At 59.5% G+C, this 18,227-nt stretch carries 18 protein-coding genes; 16 read left to right on the plus strand and 2 right to left on the minus strand.

What is annotated here, in order from left to right; translation table 11 throughout:
• Positions 1-55: 55 nt before the first annotated feature.
• From PMI07_RS16565 to PMI07_RS16630, 14 genes are all read left to right on the plus strand, one after another.
• Positions 56-973, plus strand: coding sequence for a LysR family transcriptional regulator (locus PMI07_RS16565; protein ID WP_007773159.1), 918 nt, complete (start codon positions 56-58; stop codon positions 971-973).
• Between the two features lie 88 nt (positions 974-1,061).
• Positions 1,062-1,976, plus strand: a complete 915-nt coding sequence (locus PMI07_RS16570) for a LysR substrate-binding domain-containing protein (RefSeq protein WP_007773158.1) — start codon at positions 1,062-1,064, stop codon at positions 1,974-1,976.
• 149 nt (positions 1,977-2,125) lie between these two features.
• Entirely contained in the window at positions 2,126-3,361 is a 1,236-nt protein-coding gene (locus PMI07_RS16575; RefSeq protein WP_007773157.1) for an ABC transporter substrate-binding protein, read from the plus strand.
• A gap of 69 nt (positions 3,362-3,430) precedes the next feature.
• Positions 3,431-4,306 carry a sugar ABC transporter permease gene (locus tag PMI07_RS16580; protein WP_007773151.1) on the plus strand — a complete coding sequence of 292 codons (876 nt, stop codon included), beginning with the start codon at positions 3,431-3,433 and terminating at the stop codon, positions 4,304-4,306.
• Positions 4,307-4,314: 8 nt separating this feature from the next.
• Entirely contained in the window at positions 4,315-5,208 is an 894-nt protein-coding gene (locus PMI07_RS16585) for a carbohydrate ABC transporter permease (protein WP_007773149.1), read from the plus strand.
• Between the two features lie 2 nt (positions 5,209-5,210).
• The gene (gene ugpC, locus PMI07_RS16590; RefSeq protein WP_007773147.1) at positions 5,211-6,278 is read left to right on the plus strand and encodes a sn-glycerol-3-phosphate ABC transporter ATP-binding protein UgpC; all 1,068 of its coding nucleotides are present in this window, start codon (positions 5,211-5,213) and stop codon (positions 6,276-6,278) included.
• Positions 6,278-7,993: a glycoside hydrolase family 3 N-terminal domain-containing protein gene (locus tag PMI07_RS16595; protein WP_007773145.1), complete on the plus strand. Its 1,716-nt coding sequence runs from the start codon at positions 6,278-6,280 to the stop codon at positions 7,991-7,993. The genes ugpC and PMI07_RS16595 overlap by 1 nt, the downstream gene beginning before the upstream one ends.
• A gap of 293 nt (positions 7,994-8,286) precedes the next feature.
• Positions 8,287-9,210 carry a LysR family transcriptional regulator gene (locus PMI07_RS16600; RefSeq protein WP_007773143.1) on the plus strand — a complete coding sequence of 308 codons (924 nt, stop codon included), beginning with the start codon at positions 8,287-8,289 and terminating at the stop codon, positions 9,208-9,210.
• Positions 9,211-9,324: 114 nt separating this feature from the next.
• Positions 9,325-10,269 carry a hypothetical protein gene (locus tag PMI07_RS16605; protein WP_007773142.1) on the plus strand — a complete coding sequence of 315 codons (945 nt, stop codon included), beginning with the start codon at positions 9,325-9,327 and terminating at the stop codon, positions 10,267-10,269.
• Between the two features lie 16 nt (positions 10,270-10,285).
• Entirely contained in the window at positions 10,286-10,666 is a 381-nt protein-coding gene (locus PMI07_RS16610; protein WP_007773141.1) for a cupin domain-containing protein, read from the plus strand.
• A 19-nt stretch (positions 10,667-10,685) separates the two neighbouring features.
• A complete protein-coding gene (locus PMI07_RS16615) occupies positions 10,686-11,642 on the plus strand; it encodes a VOC family protein (protein WP_007773140.1) in 957 nt (318 codons plus the stop codon).
• A 37-nt stretch (positions 11,643-11,679) separates the two neighbouring features.
• The gene (locus PMI07_RS16620) at positions 11,680-13,038 is read left to right on the plus strand and encodes an MFS transporter (protein WP_007773139.1); all 1,359 of its coding nucleotides are present in this window, start codon (positions 11,680-11,682) and stop codon (positions 13,036-13,038) included.
• 16 nt (positions 13,039-13,054) lie between these two features.
• Complete coding sequence (locus PMI07_RS16625) at positions 13,055-13,807, plus strand: cupin domain-containing protein (RefSeq protein ID WP_007773137.1); 753 nt, start codon at positions 13,055-13,057, stop codon at positions 13,805-13,807.
• A 16-nt stretch (positions 13,808-13,823) separates the two neighbouring features.
• Entirely contained in the window at positions 13,824-15,425 is a 1,602-nt protein-coding gene (locus tag PMI07_RS16630) for a bifunctional 3-(3-hydroxy-phenyl)propionate/3-hydroxycinnamic acid hydroxylase (RefSeq protein WP_007773135.1), read from the plus strand.
• 189 nt (positions 15,426-15,614) lie between these two features.
• On the opposite strand, the gene vapC is transcribed toward PMI07_RS16630, so the two are convergent.
• Together vapC and vapB are read right to left on the minus strand one after the other, a co-directional pair.
• Positions 15,615-16,016: a tRNA(fMet)-specific endonuclease VapC gene (gene vapC / locus PMI07_RS16635; protein ID WP_007773134.1), complete on the minus strand. Its 402-nt coding sequence runs from the start codon at positions 16,014-16,016 to the stop codon at positions 15,615-15,617.
• Complete coding sequence (gene vapB / locus PMI07_RS16640; protein ID WP_007773132.1) at positions 16,016-16,246, minus strand: type II toxin-antitoxin system VapB family antitoxin; 231 nt, start codon at positions 16,244-16,246, stop codon at positions 16,016-16,018. The genes vapC and vapB overlap by 1 nt, the downstream gene beginning before the upstream one ends.
• Before the next feature lie 1,006 nt (positions 16,247-17,252).
• Here vapB and PMI07_RS16645 point away from each other — a divergent pair.
• Positions 17,253-17,630 carry a VOC family protein gene (locus PMI07_RS16645; protein ID WP_007773131.1) on the plus strand — a complete coding sequence of 126 codons (378 nt, stop codon included), beginning with the start codon at positions 17,253-17,255 and terminating at the stop codon, positions 17,628-17,630.
• A gap of 81 nt (positions 17,631-17,711) precedes the next feature.
• Positions 17,712-18,005 (plus strand): hypothetical protein, encoded by a 294-nt coding sequence (locus tag PMI07_RS16650; protein WP_024163865.1) that lies wholly within the window; start codon positions 17,712-17,714, stop codon positions 18,003-18,005.
• The last annotated feature ends 222 nt before the right edge of the window (positions 18,006-18,227 follow it).

The raw sequence follows: 18,227 nt of genomic DNA on the forward strand, positions 1-18,227 counted from the left end.
GACAGTTCAGATATAACCTGAGACGCATATCTGATGGGCAGCAGGAGGCGACACGATGAACCTGCGGAAGTGGGAATATTTCCTGAAGGCAGCCGAGTTCGGCAACCTGTCGCGGGTCGCCGAAAAGCTGGATATTTCGCAGCCGGCGCTGAGCCGCCAGATTTCCGCTCTGGAGCAGGAGATCGGCACGGCGCTGTTCCACCGCACCGGCCGCGGCCTTACGTTGACACCCGCCGGCGAGATCTTCCGGGTCAGGGCCGACGCGATCATGGAGGAGATCGAGCGGGTTCCGGAGGAGGTCATGCATGCCGCCGAAACACCGTCCGGACGGCTTGCCTTCGGCGCGCCGCGCTTCATGGGACGCGTGCTGACCGGCGAACTGGTGGCAAGCTATGTCGAGGCCTTTCCGCATGTTAGGCTTCGCGTGCGAGGCGCCCATTCCTTCCAGCTTCGCGAGGCGATCTTCTTCCGCGATATCGATATCGGCATCCTGGCCGCGCCGCTGACGGAGCCGGATCTGCACACCGAACCCCTGCTGCAGGAACAGCTCTATCTGGTCGGACCGGCCGGCAGCGATCTTTCCCCCGAGCGGCCGCTGACGCTCGACATGGTGGCCGACCGGCCGCTGATCCTCACACCGCGCCCCGATGGCCTGCGGACGTTGATCGAAACGGAATTCGCCCGCATCGGCCGCCGCGCCAGGGTCGCGGTGGAGACCGAATATGCGCCGATGGACGACCTCATTCGCCGCAGGGTGGGGTTTACGATCATGCCCTTCTGCGGGATGGTCAATTCACCGCTCACCCAGCTCGCCTGGGCCCCGATCGCGGGGCTTTCCGTGACCTGGCTTATCGCACTGCTGCAGAATTCCGAGCGGTCGCTTGCCGCCAGGCGCTTCGTGGAAATGCTACTGGCCTCCACGAAGGAGAACATCAGGTCGGGCCGCTGGGAAGCGACGTATCTCGGCAAGTGATTTGGGGCCCGGCCTGTTCGGGCAAGGTTGTCGCTGCCGGCCCCCGGTCGTAACAGGTTCCGAAAATCGAACTGCCTGTCTGGATACCATGGACCTCGAACCGAGACTGCTTCGCTATCTGCTTGCCATCGACCGCGCCGGGTCTTTCCAGAAGGCCGCCGAGGCGCTCGGCATCTCTCAGCCGGCCCTGTCGGTCAGCATCGCGCGGCTCGAAGACATTACACGCATGCATCTCGTCGACCGCGGCCGATACGGCGCCATCCTGACGGATACGGGGAGGATCCTGATACGGCATGCCGAAAGTATCGAGGCCATCCTGCAGCTCGCCCGGAAGGAACTCGAAGCGCGGCGGCGCGGCGCGGAGGGGCCCTTGCGTGTCGGCGGAACACCCCTTGCGACGGGCAGCATCCTTCCCCGCGTCATCGCCCAGGTCCTCAATGAGAGCGGCAATGCGGCCGTGACTGTCACCGAAGGCACCGACGAAGAGCTCATGGAGCGGCTTCTCACGCATGAACTCGATCTGATCGTCTCCAATGTCGGGCAGAGGCCGACACCCGAAGGCGTGGAGGAAATTCCGCTTTTCACCGCCCGTTCCGTTATCGTGGTTAGGGCGGGACATCCGCTGGCGGGCAGGGACAAGGTTTCGCTTGTCGATCTGAGCGGCTCTACCTGGGTGATGCCGCCGCCCGGCGGTGCCTTCCGCAAGCAGATCGAGGCCCTGTTCACGACCAACGGCGTACCCTTCCCGGCCAATCTCGTCGAGGCGGCACCTTTCAGTGTGCTGAAGGCAATCGTCGAGCGATCCGACGGCGTCAGCATTCTCTCCGACCAGTTTCTGCGGGACGAAATCCGGCGCGGCATACTGACCGCAATTCCCTTGGTGGAGCATATCGCCACGCGACAGTTCGCGATGCAGAAAATCGCGGATCGGCAGCTCAATCTGCTCGGACAGCGTTTCGTCTCTGCCGCAAGAGATCTGTCCACGGGAACCGACGAGGAATGAAATGCAAGTCAAGGGGATAGGCCCCGGAACCGCTGTCGGAGCGGCGATATATATAATCTGAGATTATAATCATTGCCGATTCCATTATTTGACGAATGGAATATGGCGGCGATAGGGTTCCTCCCGGAATTCAGGAGGAGGGAGCCACGTTGATTTCCAAATTGCTTCTCGCAGCGACCACCGCCACGGCACTCTGCTTCGCAGCATACGCGAATGCACAGGAAGTTAAGGGCGAAGTGATCCACCAATGGACTTCGGCCGCCGAATCCGCTGGCGTCAAGGTTCTCGCCCAGAAGTTCACCGAACTCGGTGGCACATGGATCGACAACGCCATTTCCGGCGGCCCGAACGCCCGTTCGACGGCAGTCAATCGCGTCGTCGGCGGCAATCCGCCGGCTGCCATGCTTTTCAACACCGGCGCCCAGTTCGTGGAACTGCAGGACAACGGCCTGCTGCGTGACCTGACGGACACGGCGAAGGCCGACAACTGGCAGAACAAGATGCCGGCGGCGCTGCTGAACTCGGGCGTCGTCGACGGCGAGATCTGGGCACTTCCGATCTCCGGCAACGGCGCCAACTGGTTCTGGTTCAACAAGCCGATCCTCGACAAGATCGGCGTCGCCAAGCCGAAGAACTGGGACGAGGTCTTTGCTGCGCTCGACAAGGCCAAGGCCGCGGGGCTGACGCCCTTTGCGCCCTCCGGCGAGCCTCGCTGGCAGCGGCTGATGTTCAATGCCGTCGTTCTGGCTGTCGCAGGACGCGATACCTATGACGCCGTCATCTACAAGCGCGACGCCTCCGCCGTCCGCGGCGAGAAGTTCAAGGCCGCCGTCAAGGTGTTCGAGAAACTCAGGGACTTTGCCGACGCGGGTACGCCTGGCCGTTCATGGCCGGACTCGACCAACCTCGTCATCTCGGGCAAGGCCCTGATGACGCAGGGCGGAACGTGGCTGAACGGCGCGTTCGCCGCCGCTGGCAAGACGGCCGGAACGGACTACGAGTGCGCGATCATCAACCCCGAACAGGGCATGGTCATCTCCGGCGACGTCTTCCTGTTCCCGGAGCCGAAGAATGCCGCGATGACCAAGGCGCAGGATCTGCTCCTCAAGGCCTTCGCCGACGTTCCGACCCAGACCGCGTTTGCGGTCGCGAACGGCACGATCCCGATCCTCAAGGGCGCGGACACGTCCAAGCTCAACCCGTGCATCGCGGAAGCATCCCGCTTCTTCAACGATCCCAAGCTTTCCACCGGCAGCGACCAGATGATGTTCACGCCGGCGATTGTCGGCGCCGTCGAGGATGCCATTACCCGCTTCGCAAACAAGGGTGGCCTGACCGCCGAACAGTTCATCGAAGCCTATGCCAAGGGGCTCTCGGCGAGCTGATCCCAACAGTCCCGGGGAGTGCGCTACGTCGCCTCCCCCGGGATATCCAGATATTCGGAGTTTCCATTCGTGTTCGTGAGGTCGCCTTCAAGCAGTCGCCTTCAGGCGGCCCTGACGCTCGCTCCCGTGGCATTCATCGTGCTGTCCGTTTATGTCGGGGGCGTGTTGTGGGCGGCGGGCATATCCTTCACCCGGTCCTCCATGCTGCCGAACTACAGGTTCGCCGGCCTCACCCAGTACATAAACCTGTTTTCGAATGCCCGCTGGCAGGTCTCGCTGTGCAACATGGCGCTGTTCGCCGCGATCTTCATTCCGATCACGCTGTTGATCGGCTATTCGATTGCCGCGATGATCAATCGCGGCGTTCGCGGCGAAAATGCGCTCAGGACGATCTATCTCTACCCGTTTGCCATGTCCTTCATCGTCACCGGCCTGGTTTGGCGCTGGCTGCTCGATCCGAGCTTCGGTATTGCCGACGTGGCGCGCAAACTCGGTTTCGAGAATGCCTCGTTCGACTGGATCGTCAACGCGGACATGGCGATCTTCACGATCATCATCGCAGCGATCTGGCATTCCTCGGGTCTGGTCATGGTCGTCCTGCTCGCGGGCCTGCGCGGTGTCGATGACGACCTGTGGAAGGCGATCCGCATAGAGGGCATTCCTGCCTGGAAGGCACATCTCTACATCATCATGCCAAGCATCGGCGCAAGCATCGCGACGGCTCTGGTGTTGATGTCGCTTACCGTCGTGCGCCTGTTCGATGTGGTGGTCGCGATGACCGGAGGCGGACCAGGCATCGCAACCGACGTGCCCGCCAAGTTCATCATCGATCACATGTTCGAACGCCAGCAGGTCGGCCTCGCCTCTGCCGCTGCGACGACGCTGCTGCTTCTCGTCCTGGCCGTCGCCGTGCCGCTTCTCATTCTCAAGAACCGCCGCAAGTGAGGCGCACGATGAGCCCTGCAAACACTCACGCTCCCGTCCGCCGCAATGCCCTCGCAGCGCCGCTTTCCCGCATGCTGGTCTATCTGCTGCTGATCGTCACCGCCATCGTGGCGCTGGTGCCGCTCTACGTCATGATCGTCACGGCGTTCAAGTCGATGGAGGAGATCCGTTCGGGCACGCTTCTCTCCCTGCCGCATTCGTTCGGCTTCGAGCACTGGTGGAAGGCCTGGAACTCGGCCTGCACCGGCCTGCGCTGCGAAGGCCTGAAGGTCGGCTTCGTTAATTCCTTCCTGATCACCGTTCCGAGCGTGGTGCTGGCGATCGCCGCCGGCGCGGTGACCGGTTACGCACTGAGTTTCTGGCGGGTGCGGTTCGCCAACGTGTTGTTCACGGCGATGCTGATCGGCGGGTTCTTCCCCTACCAGGTGCTGATCTATCCGCTGGTGCGCATCACCTCGACCATCGGCCTGTTCAATTCGCTCGCCGGCGTGATCTTCGTGCATGTCGTATTCGCGCTGCCGGTCGTGACGCTGCTGTTCCGCAACTATTTCGCCTCGATCCCGATCGATCTTTTCAAGGCTGCGCGTGTCGATGGCGCAGGCTACTGGCGGTTCTTCTTCTCGATCCTGCTACCCATGTCGGTTCCGATGATCGCCGTCGCCGGCATCCTTCAGGTCACCTTCATCTGGAACGACTATATCGTCGGTCTCGTCTTCGGCGGCATCAACTATGCGCCGATGACCGTCCAGCTTAACAACATCGTGCACTCCACCTACGGGGAGCGGGAGTACAACGTGGAGATGGCGGCGACGCTGCTCACCTCGATCATCCCCCTTCTCGTCTACTTCACGTCGGGCCGCTGGTTTGTTCGCGGCGTGGCGTCCGGCGCCGTGAAAGGCTAATCATGACAGGCGTACAGCTTCGTAACCTCGGAATCCGCTACGGGCAGGTTGAGGTGCTGAGAGGCATTGACCTCGACATTCCCGCTTCGGAATTCATCGTGCTGCTCGGACCTTCCGGTTGCGGCAAGTCCACGCTCCTGAACGCCATCGCGGGCCTTCAGGATGTCGCCGAAGGGCAGATCCTGATCGGCCGACACGACATGACCAATGTCGAACCGAAGAACCGCGGCATAGCCATGGTCTTCCAGTCCTATGCGCTCTATCCGCGCATGAGCGTGCGCGGCAATCTCAGCTTCGGCCTCAAGGTGGCCAAGGTTGCCGGGCCGGAGATCGAAAAGCGCGTCGCGCATGTAGCGAAAATGCTGCAGATCGAGCCGTTGCTCGACCGCAAGCCATCCGAACTGTCCGGCGGCCAGCGCCAGCGCGTGGCGATCGGCCGTGCCGTGGTGCGCGATGCCGGCGTCTTCCTGTTCGACGAGCCGCTCTCCAACCTCGACGCCCAGCTTCGCTCGGACCTGCGCGTCGAGATCAAGCGGCTTCACCAGCGTCTCCGATCAACCATGATCTACGTCACCCACGACCAGATCGAGGCGATGACGCTGGCGGACCGCATCGTGGTGATGAAGGACCGCATCATCCAGCAGCAGGGCACGCCGGACGAAATCTACAACAGGCCCGCGAACACGTTCGTGGCCCGCTTCGTGGGCTCGCCCGCCATGAATTTCCTGGACGGCACGATCAAGGGCGGCGATGCGGTCGTCGACGGACAGGCCGTGCCCATCGCCGCTGCCCTCTCCCTGCCGCTCGCGGACGGACGAAAGGTCATCGTCGGCATCCGTCCGGAGGACATGGCGATCCACGCAGATGACACCGGTTCCGGCCTGACGGTCGAGGTCGATGTCGTCGAGCCGATGGGGCCGGAAAAGCTCGTCTGGTGCAAACGGGGCGATATCGGCCTTTCCGTCAAGGCGCCCTCCTCGGCCACGGTGAGACCGGGCGACCGCGTCCAGCTCGGCCTCGCGGAGAAAAAGCTCCACATCTTCGACAAGGAAACTGGAAAGCGCATCTGATGACCGGACATATTCTGAAGAAGCTTGCAGGTCATCCCTTCCATCTGGATGACGAAGCCCTTGCCTGGGTCCAGTCGACCTTCGACAAACTGTCGCTGGACGAAAAGCTCGGCCAGATCGTGCTGCCGCTCTGCCGCGACCTGTCCACTGAAAGCCTTTCCGTCCCGCTCTCGCGCCGTGTCGGCGGCGTCCACCGCATGCCGTCGCGCTCCGAGCAGGAACTCCGTGCAAGCGCCGACTTCCTCCAGTCTCGCACCGCTATCCCGCTGCTGATGACCTGCGATATCGAGTTCTCCGAGAAGAGCAGCGTCGCGGCGGGCACTCCCTACCCCAACCAAATGACGATCGCCGCCACGGGCGATCCCGAACAGGCGCGCCGCATGGGCGTCGTCGCAGGCAGCGAGGGTGGTTACCTCGGCTTCAACATCTCCTGGACGCCCGTCGCGGACCTTGCCGTCAACTTCCGCTCCAACGTGGTCAACACCCGCTCCTTCGGTTCGGACGTGGCGACCGTCATGGCGATGACGACCGCCTATCAGGAAGGCGCGCGCTCGGCGGGCTTCGCAAGCTCGATCAAGCACTGGCCCGGCGACGGGCTCGACGACCGCGACCAGCATTTTGCGACCACCCACAATACGATGTCGATGGAGGAGTGGCGGGACAGCTTCGGCAAGATCTATGCCGACGCCATTGCCAAAGGCGTGCAGGTCGTGATGTCGGGTCATATCACTCTGCCCGCCTATACCGCTGAACTCGGATCATCGGCGCGCAGCCCAGCGCATATGCCGGCAACTCTGAACTTCGACCTGAGTACGACGCTGCTGCGGCACGAACTCGGTTTTAATGGTCTGGTCGTGTCCGACGCGACAGGCATGGTCGGCTTCAATGCCCGCGGCGACCGGCGCGATCTCGTGCCGCTTTGCATCGCCGCCGGCTGCGACATCCTTCTGTTTCCGGACGACCTCGACGAAGACCTAGACTACTTGAAGGAAGGGCTCGAAAACGGTGCCCTGACGCAGGAACGGGTCGACGAAGCCGTCTTGCGTGTCCTCGCCCTCAAGGCGTCGATGAAACTTCACCAGACCGGCGGCCATCCGCCGGCCGAGGCCGTTCGCTCCCGGTTGCTGGGCGGTGCGAAACGCGCCGCTTGGTCTAGTGCAGCGGCCGAAGCCGGTATTACGTTGGTCAAAGACACGCAGGCGTTACTGCCGCTCGATCTCGACCGGCACAAGCGCATTCTCCTGGCGCAACTCGACAGCCGGATGAGCCCGTCCGGTCCCTTGCCGCAGTTGCAGGTAGCCGATCACTTACGCGACCGAGGCTTTGAGGTAACGCTTTATCGCAAAGGTGACGCAATCGATCCGACGGCTCATGATATTGGAATGTACCTGATGGCGGAGGAAGGTGTGTCGGCCAAGGAGAACCTCGGGCCGCGCTGGGAAGAGCTCCATGGTCTCTTCCCGCATTCGATGGAACGGCTCTGGGCCTATCTTCCGACGGTTTATGTCTCGCTCGGCACGCCCTTTCTGCTCTACCACATGCCGGAATGCAGAACCTTTGTGAACGGTTATGCCGCCGTCCAGCCGGTGCAGCAGGCGCTCGTCAAGGCATTGCTCGGCGAAATCCCCTTCGCGGGTACAAGTCCGGTCGACGTAACCTGCGGTTTGGCCGAAGTATTTTTCCAGCGCGGCTGCCATGATTACAGCGGAGGATGAACGAATTGTTTCGTGAGGGGCCGATACACTCTGCTGGTCTAAGTTGTTACCCTGCTAATCCAACTCAAATCGTGTGTTGCTCTGGATGGGATTTGAACTCACGCTCGATCGCGTTAGGTGAGATAGCCAGATACAATTTGGTCGCTCTATCTACCCTACTCGAGGCTCCCCCTGTGAAGTCGGTTCTTAAGTCGCTTGAATTCTGCCGGTGATTCAGGAGATTGAAAAATCGTGCGATTTTCAATCCTCAACTGTGTATTCATCAAAGGTGAATTCCATCAGGACGCCCAACTATGACCGGCCTTAACCCAAGGCACTTGAAATATCTCCAGGTCGTTGCGGAGACCGGGTCGCTACTGGCCGCCGCAAAGGTCCTGAATATCGCTCAACCCTCCCTTTCCGTCAGCATTTCGCGCATGGAGGATGTTGTCGGACAGAAGCTGATGGATCGGGGACGGCACGGCGCCTCGTTGACCAAGGCGGGGCAGATACTGGTTCGACATGCCGAAGGTCTGGACAATGCGCTGGAAAATGCCCTGGCGGAGGTCCGCCTTTCCTCGCTCGGCTTCAGCGGTCCGATGGTTGTTGGCGGAACGCCTCTCGCGACGGCGAGCATCATCCCCGAGATCCTGTCGAAGCTGGTCCCGGATTTCGTGCCGATCCGCTGCGACGTCGTTGAGGCGTATGATGAGGACCTGATCAAGGGCCTTCTTAACAACGAGATCGACGTGGCGATCTCTTCGATGCGGGCCGAACTCCTCGAAACGAACGGCATTGGCCTCATCGCCAGCGAACCGCTATTTTCGGCACAAACCTCCGCAGTCGTTCGAAGAGGCCACCCTTTCGCTTTAGAAAAGACTTTGTCGCTGCGGGATCTGCAAGACGCACTGTGGGTATTGCCGCCGCGCGGAAGCATTATTCGCACGCTGATCGATTCCGGCTTCACGGTCACCGGCCTTCCCGTCCCGCAAAATCTCATCGAGGCGGCACCGTTTGGCGTTCTGAAAGAAATCGTCAAGCAGACCGATGGCGTCACCATTCTGTCCGATCAGATTGTCAGAACGGAGCTTGCCGAAGGATCTCTCGTGACTGTTCCGCTGGCTGAACACATGACACCGCGCGTGTTCGGGATCCATCGCCTGGAGTCCCGCAACCCAAGTCCAGTTGCAAAACGTTTCATCGAGATCGCTAGGCTTATTGGCGCGGATCTCAAGTGATCAGGGGTGATGCTTTCCATAGTCTAAAGCTATATAAATCCCATAAATTCGTATTTTACATAATATCTGTCCTCCCGCACTATCCCGGAAAATCTGAAGAGCCCGGGAGGAACCATGGCACTCAACAGGTTACCCCTAGCTACCGGTGTCCATCTTGTCGGCGATTTTCCGCTCCACAGCGGGCGTGAGATCTACGAGCTGTGCCACGCAGAGCTGGGTCCCCGGCTTCTCTACTATCCCGACAGCCGCATCGTGGACGGCGAAGATATCAGGGCATGGCTGGCCGGAGCCGACGGAGCAGCGCGGCTTTCGCACCGGGCCCGCGGCTCGCTCGATGCCCTCGAGGCGTTAAAGGAGGCAGTCGCGCTGCCGGCAGGCATCCGCGCCTCTCTGAGCATCCCGGCTCCGTTTGAAATATCGCGTTTCGCCAAACCTGAAGATCGGGTGGAACCGGACGCGGACGCGGCTTGCGCCGAATGGCTGGTGGACGAGGTAAAGCGGGTCGTAGCCGATCTCCCCTCGATTTCTACCGATCTGGCAGTCCAGATAAAGCTGCCTTTTGCCGACCTTGCCGAAGCCGCGGAAGGCGATACTGGAGACAGTGCGCTTGCGGGCACTCTTTTAGAACAGGTCACGACCATAATTGGCGCTGTGCCGGAATCCATTCCGATCGCGTTACATATGAATTGCCGGGACGGCGCGGGCTTCAAAATCCTGCCGAAGCATTTTGCAGAGATGGTCGAGCTGTCAAACCGCATGCAGAAACGGTGTGCCAGGCGCATCGACCTCCTGCACATCCCAGTTCCTCTTGTGGTAACCGACGAGAGTTTCTTCGTGCCCCTACGGCGCCTCACTGTCCGACCCGAAGCCCGGCTCTGCCTCGGGCTGATCCACCTGTCCGACGGGGTGGACGGCGCGATGCGCCGTATCGCGCTTGCCCGCAAAAGCTTCCCGGAATTCGCTTTAGCCGCACGAAGCGGATTTGCAGCCCGCGAGCCCGCCGTGATCGCCAATTTTCTGAAACTTCATGCCGACGTCGCGTCGGCATGCGAGACCTGATGCAGTGGAGATTGCCATGAAGAAGCCGATCAAAGCCTACAATTGGGACGAAGTTCCTGAACGTGAACTCAAGCCCGGCATCATACAGCGCGGCTTCCGCAGCGATGGTGTGATGGTGACCTACAACTACCTGCAGCCCGGCTGCAAGGGGTCGCCGCACAGCCATCCGTTCGACCAAATTTTCATGGTGATCCAGGGTCGGGTCACGTTGCATGTCGAGGAACAGACTTTCGACTGCAAACCGGGAACGGTCGTCCGCATCCCGCCGCACTATGTCCACTATGTCGATCCGCCGTCTCCCGAGGATGGCGTGGCCATCAATGTCGATATCTTCGGTCCGGCCCGTGAAGACTACCTCAACATCGTCGCTTATCAGGACGACGATTTCTCGAAGTGATGCCGTGGGAGAGAACGTCGTGAGAATTTCGGTAAAAAGCGTCCAGAGTGTCGAGATAGAGATGGCAGATCCCGAGCGAGCGGCTCGGTTCTATGTCGACGTCTGGAAGCTCCAAGTCGTCGCGCGCGACCATGGAAGCATCTATCTCCGCGCCACGTGCGATGCACATCATATCCTGGCAATCCATCCCGCGAAGGGACCCGGCGCCGTTCGTCGGACGGTGATGGATGCAGCAAATCGCGATGTGGTCGATGCATTGCACGGCCGTGTCGCAGCCATGGGCGTTGCGGTCGAAAATCCTGGCCTTCTGGATCGCATCGGCGGCGGATACGGCTTCGGTTTTGAGGATCCCGAAGGTCGGGCGTTCGCGGTGGTCACAGACGATATTCGTCACAAGCCTTCTCTCGGCTCGAGCGATCATCCAATCAAGATTGCCCATATCAACTTCAATGACCCGCAACCGGAAAACCTTGTCTCCTTTCTCGTCGATGCCCTCGGCTTTCGCGTCAGTGATAGGGCGGGACGGCAAATATTCCTCAACTGCGACAGCCCGGACCACAGTTCGATCGTGGTGTGCGGGGCGCCGTGGCGCACCCTCAACCACCTCTCCTTCGAAATGAAGGATCTCGATGCGGTGATGCGCGGGGCCGGTCGAATGATCGATGCAGGCTATCCGATCGAATGGGGCCCTGGCCGACACGGATGTGCGCACAACACCTTCGCCTACTTCGCAGGGCCGGAGGAATGGCCTTTGGAATATACTTCCGACGTTGACCAGATCGACGACAGTTATGAGTACCATGGCCCGGAATATTGGGCCTGGCCCCCCGGCCGGCTGGATCACTGGGGCGTGACACCACCACATACCGCCCGCTGGAAGCGCCTTCAGGATCTCTATGCCTTCGCGAAGGACGCCTATCGCATCAACCCGCGTGTGACGGAGCGGCCGTCTGCCCTGCGCAACGAAAATGCCTAATTAAACCAGGGCACCATCTGTGGAGGAGGGATTGGCCATGAATACCCAGACAAGAGTGGATGTCGAGAAGGTGCTCGGCGAAATGCCTGTGGGAGGATACCGCATCGCCGTGTTTGCACTGGCAGTTCTCCTGGCGATGCTCGACGGTATCGACAACGTGACCCTAGGCCTCGTCGCCCCGGCATTGTCCGCCGAATTGCAAATTCCCAGAACCGACCTCGCATCCGTTTTCACGGCAACGCTCGTAGGCTTGACCGTTGGCGCGATGGTCCTTGGACCGGCCGGCGACAAGTGGGGACGACGACCCGCAACGCTTGCCTGTACTGCCTTATTCGGCGTCTTCACTCTCGCTATCCATTATGTGCACGGCTTGAACATGCTGATCCTGTTTCGCTTTCTGGCAGGCATCGGCATTGGCGGGCTGCTGCCGAATATCTGTGCCCTTGTGTCGGAATATTCACCCAACAAGCATAGACAGACCGGCGTCCTCGTGGTCAGCGGCGGAATTGCCGCAGGCGCGATGCTCGGCGGCATTCTAGCCACGTTCATCGAACCGGCATTCGGCTGGAGGTCGCTATTTATGGTCGCGGGCGGTATGACGATCATCGCGCTGGTCGTCGCGATTGTTCTTCTGCCGGAATCGATCCGCTTCTTGATTGCCCGCAACCCGAGCCATCCGGATGTCTATCGTCTTCTCAAGCGGATGTCGCCCTCGGCTGACGTACCGCAGAACGCCCGTTGGATGGTCAGCGAGCGGCCGGCCGCCGGCAGGTTCCGCGAACTGTTCGCAGGCGGTATGGCACTCACCACCATCGTCCTGTGGGTAAGCTACTTCCTAATTCTGTCGACGATGTATCTGCTGTTCCAGTGGCTTCCAACTTTGGCGCGCGAATTCGGTTTCTCTCCGGCGGTGGCGACCTATGCGTCAACCGTGTTCAACCTCGGCGGCATGGTCGGTTCCATCGCCCTCGGGCCGATGGCGGCAAGGTGGGGCGTCTACAGGGTCTCGGCGATAAACTTTCTGGTCATCATTCCGGGAATGGTCGCTCTGGCCTCATCGCGCGATATGCAGACGCTTCTGCTGTTCAGCTCCTTCGTGACTGGCTGGACGATCATGGGGGGCCTCGGCGTCATCAACGCCCTAACCACGAACGCATATCCGACGGCAAGCCGTTCGACTGGCCTTGGGTGGGCAAGCGGGGTTGGCCGACTGGGATCCTCGTTTTCGCCGTCGTTCATCGGCTGGCTGATGGTGTCCGGCGGATGGGCGGCCCATGACATCCTGATGCTGCCGATCGCTCCGGCGATCATCCTGACGCTGGCCGTCCTGACTGTCGGCGCTCTCAACCGCAAACAGGTGACAAACGTCAGCGGAATTGCCGCCACACATATCTAGCAGGGAGTACTTGGCGATGCGGTATGTTCAAAAATTGAAACTGGACACTGACGCGGAACACTCCTCGGAGTGCCGGACTGCCATCTTCGGCTCACTGAGCGCGATCGGAACGTGCCGCATCGACCACGTTCTTCTCTCCCCTGCGGCTTCGCCCGTTGATCTGCACTCTTCTAGCGAGGAAAGGTTGGTCTACGTGCTCACAGGGGCGGTCTCGCTCAAGGAGGGTGGTGACGTCGCCCGGCTCGAAGCGAACGACTTCCTATTTGTACCGAGGTCACGCGCAATCGTTCTGATGGGAACAGACAGCCCGGCCTGGCTACTCGACATCCACGTACCGGTCTCGCGTGCGTCCTCAACCGGTAACGCCATGGCATTATCCGCGCTAAAGGGACGCGTCGATGAAAATGCATTCTCAGTTCATACCGCTCATGCTGCCGAAGGCCGGGCTTTTGATACGCAGCCACTTATCGACCGCAAGATGGGGTCCGAAAGCATCAAGGCTTTCGTTTCCCTCGTACATCCCGAAAGTGGGATGGGATTGCATGTGCACCCGTTCGATCAATTCTACTACGTCCTGCAGGGAGAGCTCTCGGTGCGTCTTGGTTTCGACAGCGGCAGGATGAGCGGAGGCGATATCGTCGCCTTTCCCGCCGGACTGATTCATAGCAATTCCAATGATAGCGCAAGCCCAACGCTCTTGCTGACAATCAACGTTCCGGAAGTGCCTGCGGGCACGAAAGGCGCCTTTCCCATCGATCTTAACAGCTAAAACTAAAGAGATTAGAATGAACGACTATCAGGTTATCATCATTGGCTTCGGCCCATCCGGAGCAATGGCTGCCAACCTCCTTGGCAAGGCCGGCATCACAACGCTCTGCGTCGATCGCACCACCGAGGTCTACGACAAGCCGCGCGCGATTGCTCTCGACCATGAAATCATGCGGCTGTTCGACAATATCGGCCTCCGCGAGGACATTGAAGGGCACGTCGCACCCTTCGACCTTTCGGAGCATTTCGGAGCATCAGGACAGCTTCTGCGCCGTGTCGGCATGGTCGGCGAACCCTATCCGCTCGGCTATACGCCGACCATGGTGTTCACCCAACCCCCGGTTGAAAAAGCCCTGCGGTCCCATGCGGTGCAATGGCCGACAGTATCGGTCGCGCTCGGAACGGAAGTCACTGCTGTTTCGAATGTCTCGGACAAGGCCGTTGTTTCATTGCGGGAGGCAGACGGGACAGAGTGGGCCGTCTCAGCACAGTATGTCATCGCTTGCGACGGCGCCTCCAGCGGGACGCGGGAGCGGCTCGGCTTGACATTGGAAGACCTGAATTTCGATGAGCCGTGGGTGGTGGTCGACGTTCTGGTCAATCCGGACAAGCTCGATCGCGTTCCTATTAACTCGTCGCATTTCTGCAACCCAAAGCGTCCCGTCGCCTATATCGTCGGCCCAGGAAACCATCGCCGCTGGGAGATCATGTTGCGCGAGGACGAAAACCCGCGCGATGTCGAGAAGCCCGAATGGGTGTGGAAATTCCTGGATCGGTGGATCACGCCGGACGATGCCACGATCTGGCGGTCGGCCGCCTATCGGTTTCACGCCCTGGTCGCCCCGCACTGGCGCCAAGGTCGCTTCTTCCTCGCCGGCGACGCCGCCCACCAGCAGCCACCGATCCTCGGTCAGGGCATGTGTCAGGGTATGCGCGATGTAGCCAATCTCTGCTGGAAGCTGAAGGCTGTCCTGAAAGACGGCGCCCCACCGGAGCTTCTCGACACTTATGGTAATGAGCGCCGCGAGCACGTCCGCGAGTTGATCCTGAAGATCAAGGAGATCGGTGCGGTTCTGTGTGAACGCGATCCAGAAGCCGCGATCCGCCGCGACGAGCGCATCCTGGCGGAAAGCGATGGATTGCCAAGGACACTCTTTCGCCAGTCGATCATTCCGCCAATCCGTCATGGCCTCATCGACCCCACGACTGGCTCCGGTGCTGGAGAACTGTTTCCGCAGCCAATCGTGACGTTTCGCGGGAAAAGCGGCCTACTCGACGACGTCTGCGGCGGCGGGTGGCGGCTGATCATCGATGGCGGGCGTTTTGGCACGCTTCCACCTTCCACTGTCGATGAGGCGCGCCAGCTCGGAATGACAATGCTTCACCTCGGGTCCAGCATTGCCTCGGCGCATATCGACGTCATACCTTTCGTCGAAGATGACGGTATTCTCGACCACTGGTTCGGCGAGCGAAAAACAAGCGCGGCGATCGTCCGGCCAGATCACTACGTATACTCAGTCGCCACAAGCAAGGAGAGCATCGAACGACATCTCAGAAACCTGGGCTCCCATTTGCGGCGCGTCAATCCCCGTTCGGTCACCACGGAAGAGGTTGCTTGAGGATTAAACCCATCAAGACTCGTAATATTTGGAGCCTTCGAATTTCGACGAATGAAAGACCATGGCATTCATTGAGGAGGACACCGAGGCTCTTGAAGAGATGTGAACCGGAAACCCGCTAATCTTCCCTGATATTCGTGACGCATCAGCTCGCGCGCTTATTTGGGTGCACAGCGACATAATACCAACTTAGGCTGTCCAATCCTCAACACGCAGACCGGGTACGCGGTCAAACTCGCGCCTGTTATTTGTCACGGTGATCAGTCCGCGAGAGCGTGCGTGCCCTGCTATCAGTTGGTCATACGGCCCGATAGGCGTTCCATTTTGGGCAAGTTCTGCACGTAATTGACCAGTATGGCTGGCTGCAAGCTCATCATATGACAAAACCTCAAGGCGTGCGGCGAAGCCTTCCACAACAACCAGATTACGTTCCGGGTTTGCCGACTTTTCTGCCCCATAGATCAATTCCATCAAGCTAACTGAGCTTATGCACAGCTGACCGTGATGGCGATTGAACGCATCTCGCACCTGCTGCGGCTTGTTCTTGATGGTGAAAATACAGATGTTGGTATCAAGCATGTATTTAAGCATTAGAACGATTCACGCTCTTGCGAGGCCGGCTGATCACGTTCACCCATAAAGTCGGATGTCACCTCGGCTCCTTCGAACCAGCTATCCCAGACTTCACCAGCAGGCGCTATGATCCGAGTGCGTCCAACCGCTACGATATCGACACGCTTAACATCATCAGGCAGTGCAACTGCCTTTGGCAACCGAATGGCTTGGCTACGATTGCTTTGAAATACCGCACCCTGCTCCATCAAATCCTCCTACGGAATATACGTCTGGCATATCCCGCAAAGTACCTTTCGGAATTGGATATGTCAATGGGATATACACGCAGACGGCTCCAGAGAGTGTGTCCCATCGCCTTGAAGGGATCAGAACCGTCAACGCCTTGCTCAAATGGGCTAAGTGCTTGATAGGACGGAATTCAGTGCGTACCCGTGTTATGGAACTTTTCCCGTCATGGCTTGATGGCACCCCACTCACAATGCCAGCTGCCGTCCTGGTCCCTGCTTAACCTTAGCCCGAGAATCAGGAGAACGACGGATACCAAGACTGCAAGCGAGGCGACTGCACAGATCTCCAGAGTGACACCGCGTCGTAGCATCACCCAGATATACGCGGGCAAGTTGTTCTCGCTTCCTGTAAGCATGTCGTTTAGGATTAGTACGCAATACCGTGCAGGATAATCTGAGGCGAGCGGCCGAGATCGAGCTGAGCTGGCCGTTGTCGGGCACGTGACCGACGATGCGCTGGAGATCAGGCTTTTCGCCCATAATGGGGACAAGCAAGGCACCCGAAGACGGACTGAACCGATCTGGGCCGAACTTTCCATTGGGCCGAAGAGGCTTGGCGTCACTCTGCTGATCCTCTGGAGGGAATACCGCTTCAAACACCGATGGCTATGGATATAGCCGCGTCTGTGAACTGTTCGGGGGTTTCGAACAGCGTCTGTCTCCGACGATGCGCCAAGATCATGCCGCTGGCGACAAGACCTGCCGGGCTTCTCGCTTCCGGTGCTTTCCTTGTCGCGTCCCGCAAGCGCAATTGTCTCAAAAACTCCTGAATGTTGACTTTGCAAAAGTCAGCATATCGTCTCGTGCAGAAATCGGCAGTAACAGATTCCCTATTCCGCCAGGGAGCGACGTAATGTAAACAGGCTCTGTAGGCACCGTCCTGCTGATTCAAACAACAAAGCGCACCAAATCGACCAGCACCGTCTGGAGATGGGATCGCGACTTTGCAATCAGAGGCTCTGCGATGAACGATATCACCGGTCACGCTGTCCGTTTTGGGCGAATTGCTGCCACGCTCCCCGTCAGGGATATGGGCAAGTCCCATGATTTTTATACCAAGATTCTCGGCTTCCAGAAAATTTTCGAAAACGGCAATCCGGTCGGTTTCATGATCCTGAAACGCGATCAGGCTGAATTACACCTGACGTTGCAGCCTGCCCACAAAGCTCCGGATTTCAATGTTGCCCACCTGATGGTAGATGACATTGATGCTCTGCACGCTATTTGCCAGCGACATGGGGTAAGAATTATCAAGAGCCTTCAGGACAAGGACTACGGCTTGCGGGCATTTGTATTCGAGGACCCGGACGGGAATCGTATCGATGTAGGCCAGGTGATCTAAGGCCGATCCCCGAAGCCGGGCGGAATGACGTCTGCCCGGCTTTCGCAGAAATCCTGCTTCATGGCCGGGGGGACAACCGGAATGGCGATTTACGTCGCGCTGAGACGTTTGCCTTTGCCGGAGCCGGGCAGCACCATTGTCGTCCTCATCTGCGATGCAGGGGAGAAGTATCTCGACACGATCTACAATGATGATTGGCTCAATGAACGGCACTTGCTCAACGCGCCGGCCTATGGACGGATTGAACGAATGTTCGACGCCTATCGGGCGTCTGTGCAGATCGCATCGCTGGCTTGCAAGCCGAGCGCGACATCACTCCTGGCCAGCCGAAATGTCGCTGGCCAGCTCCGCAGCGAGTCAAGTGGCAGAGGATAGTCGGGATATCTGCAGTGCCTGAGGCGACAACTAACGGTACGGCTGACGCCTTGTCGACCAAAAGGGCGTTCGGAGCAAGAGCGTCCAACGCCAAGAAGGAGTGATAACAATGGGCACGTGCATTACTGTCTGGCAATGGCCCGACGATGAACGCTGGTAAGACGAAGGTATCAAGCGCTCCCTGCGGCTGGTATCCGAAGCGGGCTTCACCAATATCAACTG

This window comes from Rhizobium sp. CF080 (genome assembly GCF_000282095.2).
GTDB lineage: Bacteria > Pseudomonadota > Alphaproteobacteria > Rhizobiales > Rhizobiaceae > Neorhizobium.